Source organism: Mesorhizobium sp. M1A.F.Ca.IN.020.03.2.1, assembly GCF_004023205.1.
Taxonomy (GTDB): domain Bacteria; phylum Pseudomonadota; class Alphaproteobacteria; order Rhizobiales; family Rhizobiaceae; genus Mesorhizobium.
Genome location: NZ_RZSV01000375.1, coordinates 1 through 3,482 on the forward strand (window position 1 = coordinate 1; position 3,482 = coordinate 3,482).

General features: G+C 62.1%; 4 protein-coding genes. All 4 read left to right on the plus strand.

From position 1 onward, the window contains the following. Nucleotides 1–229: 229 nt before the first annotated feature. Complete coding sequence (gene rpsL / locus EOA79_RS30780) at nt 230–601, plus strand: 30S ribosomal protein S12 (RefSeq protein ID WP_006202128.1); 372 nt, start codon at nt 230–232, stop codon at nt 599–601. A gap of 62 nt (nt 602–663) precedes the next feature. Then, a complete protein-coding gene (rpsG, locus tag EOA79_RS30785) occupies nt 664–1,134 on the plus strand; it encodes a 30S ribosomal protein S7 (RefSeq protein ID WP_095780442.1) in 471 nt (156 codons plus the stop codon). 29 nt (nt 1,135–1,163) lie between these two features. Beyond that, complete coding sequence (fusA, locus tag EOA79_RS30790) at nt 1,164–3,254, plus strand: elongation factor G (protein ID WP_067321482.1); 2,091 nt, start codon at nt 1,164–1,166, stop codon at nt 3,252–3,254. Between the two features lie 100 nt (nt 3,255–3,354). Continuing rightward, nucleotides 3,355–3,482: GTP-binding protein (locus EOA79_RS30795; protein WP_244571411.1), on the plus strand; the 128-nt coding region annotated here is incomplete at its 3' end.

Here is a 3,482-nt window from a genome sequence, read left to right on the forward strand (position 1 = left end):
ATGTGAGACTTGCTTTTCCGAGGCGACGCGCCTTGGAGTTTGCCTCAAACAGGGTTCGTTTTACGAGCGAAAAGACATCTCCGGCGCGCATGAAGCGGCTTCCGCTTCCTCTGCAATTTGTTCGGGCAGGACCGCGAGGCGCGGTGTGTTGCCCGAATTCGCGTATGGACATGACGCTTTGAGCGGCCCTGACAGGGCAAGACACGGAATTGAGAGACAAGAGGGTTTAATGCCTACCGTCAACCAGCTGATCCGCAAGCCGCGCCTGGCGCCGGTGAAGCGCAACAAGGTCCCGGCCATGCAGCAGAACCCGCAGAAGCGGGGCGTCTGCACGCGCGTCTACACGACGACGCCGAAGAAGCCGAACTCGGCGCTGCGCAAGGTGGCCAAGATCCGTCTGACCAATGGTTTCGAAGTGATCGGCTACATCCCGGGCGAAGGCCATAACCTTCAGGAGCACTCGGTGGTCATGATCCGTGGCGGCCGCGTCAAGGATCTGCCGGGCGTCCGCTATCACATCATCCGCGGCGTGCTCGACACCCAGGGTGTGAAGAACCGCAAGCAGCGCCGTTCGAAATACGGTGCCAAGCGTCCGAAGTAAGGGTTTCCGGCTTCGGCGCTTTTTTTGACTGCGCCGTGCCACGAGATTGAGAGACAAGAGCCATGTCCCGTCGTCACAGTGCAGAAAAGCGTGAGATCAATCCGGACCCCAAGTTCGGCGATCTGGTCGTCACCAAGTTCATGAACGCCGTCATGTATGACGGCAAGAAGTCGGTTGCCGAGACCATCGTCTACGGCGCGCTGGACCAGGTCCAGTCCAAGACCAAGCAGGAGCCGGTCGCCGTCTTCCACCAGGCGCTCGACAATGTCGCGCCGCATGTGGAAGTGCGTTCGCGTCGCGTCGGCGGCGCCACCTACCAGGTTCCGGTCGACGTGCGCCCCGAGCGCCGCCAGGCGCTGGCAATCCGCTGGCTGATCGCCGCCGCGCGCAACCGCAACGAGACCACGATGGTCGACCGCCTCTCGGGCGAGCTGATGGACGCGGCCAACAACCGCGGCACGGCCGTCAAGAAGCGTGAAGACACCCACAAGATGGCGGAAGCCAACCGCGCCTTCGCGCACTACCGCTGGTAAAGCGCGAACGAGACTGAGAGGCACCTCCCATGGCCCGCGAATACAAAATCGAAGACTACCGCAATTTCGGTATCATGGCGCATATCGACGCCGGCAAGACGACGACGACCGAGCGCGTCCTGTACTACACGGGCAAGTCGCACAAGATCGGCGAAGTCCATGACGGCGCTGCCACCATGGACTGGATGGAGCAGGAGCAGGAACGCGGCATCACCATCACCTCTGCCGCGACTACGACCTTCTGGAAGGGTCGTGACGGCAAGATGCGCCGCTTCAACATCATCGACACTCCCGGACACGTCGACTTCACCATCGAGGTCGAGCGTTCGCTGCGCGTGCTCGACGGCGCCATCGCGCTGCTCGATGCCAACGCCGGCGTCGAGCCGCAGACCGAGACCGTGTGGCGCCAGGCCGACAAGTACCACGTGCCGCGCATGATCTTCTGCAACAAGATGGACAAGATCGGCGCCGATTTCTACCGCTCGGTGGAAATGATCGGCTCGCGCCTCGGCGCGCAGGCCGTCGTCATGCAACTGCCGATCGGCGCCGAGACCGAGTTCAAGGGCGTCGTCGACCTCGTCGAAATGAACGCGCTTGTCTGGCGCGACGAGACGCTGGGCGCTGCCTGGGACGTCGTCGAAATCCCGGCCGACCTCAAGGACAAGGCCGCTCAGTATCGCGAGAAGATGATCGAGGCCGCCGTCGAGATGGACGAGACTGCGCTCGAGAATTACCTCGAAGGCAACATGCCGTCGAACGACGAGATCCGCGCGCTGATCCGCAAAGGCACCATCGCGGTCAAGTTCTTCCCGATGTTCTGCGGCTCGGCCTTCAAGAACAAGGGCGTACAGCCGCTGCTGGACGCCGTGGTCGAATACCTGCCGTCGCCGATCGACGTGCCGGCCATCAAGGGTGTCGACGCCAAGACCGACGCCGAGATCGAGCGTCATGCCGACGACAACGAGCCGCTGTCGATGCTGGCGTTCAAGATCATGAACGACCCGTTCGTCGGCTCGCTGACCTTCGCTCGCATCTATTCGGGCAAGCTCACCAAGGGCACCTCGCTCGACAACACCGTGAAGGGCAAGAAGGAGCGCATCGGCCGCATGCTGCAGATGCATGCGAATTCGCGCGCCGATATCGAGGAAGCCTATGCCGGCGACATCGTCGCGCTGGCCGGCCTCAAGGACACGACGACCGGCGACACGCTCTGCGATCCGCTGCATCCGGTCATCCTCGAGCGCATGGAATTCCCCGATCCGGTCATCCAGATCGCCATCGAGCCGAAGACCAAGAACGACCAGGAAAAGATGGGCCTCGCGCTGCATCGCCTGGCGGCCGAGGATCCGTCCTTCCGCGTCAAGACCGACGAGGAAAGCGGTCAGACCATCATCGCCGGCATGGGCGAGCTGCATCTCGACATCATCGTCGACCGCATGCGCCGCGAGTTCAAGGTGGAAGCCAATGTCGGCGCTCCGCAGGTGGCCTATCGCGAGACGATCACCCGGACCCATGAGCAGGACTACACGCACAAGAAGCAGACGGGCGGTACCGGCCAGTTCGCTCGCGTCAAGATCGTGTTCGAGCCGAACACCGAGAGCGAAGAGTTCCTGTTCGAGTCCAAGATCGTCGGCGGCGCGGTGCCGAAGGAATACATCCCCGGCGTCGAGAAGGGTATCCAGAGCGTCATGGGTTCCGGCCCGTTTGCCGGCTTCCCGATGATCGGCGTCAAGGCGACGCTGATCGACGGTGCCTTCCACGACGTCGACTCCTCGGTGCTGGCGTTCGAAATTGCCTCCCGCGCCTGCTTCAAGGAAGCCGCACCCCGGCTTGGTGTGCAGCTGCTGGAGCCGATCATGAAGGTCGAGGTCGTGACGCCGGAAGACTATGTCGGCGGCGTTATCGGCGACCTCAACGGCCGTCGCGGCCAGATCCAGGGCCAGGAAGCGCGTGGCGTGGCCGTCGTCATCAACGCGATGGTGCCTTTGGCCAACATGTTCAAGTACGTCGACAATCTGCGTTCGATGTCGCAGGGCCGCGCCCAGTACACGATGCAGTTCGACCACTATGAGCCGGTCCCTACGGCGGTGGCCCAGGAAGTCCAGAAAAAGTACGCGTGAGAATGCCTGTGCCACCGGAACCGCGGCTCTTACGCGTTTCCGGTTCGGCTGGAGCGAATATCAATTTCCCCGAGCGGGATGAGTAAGACGGAGAAATACAGTGGCAAAAGGTAAATTCGAGCGCACCAAGCCGCATGTGAACATTGGCACGATCGGCCACGTCGATCATGGCAAGACGTCGCTGACGGCGGCGATCACGAAGTATTTTGGCGAATACAAGCGCTATGA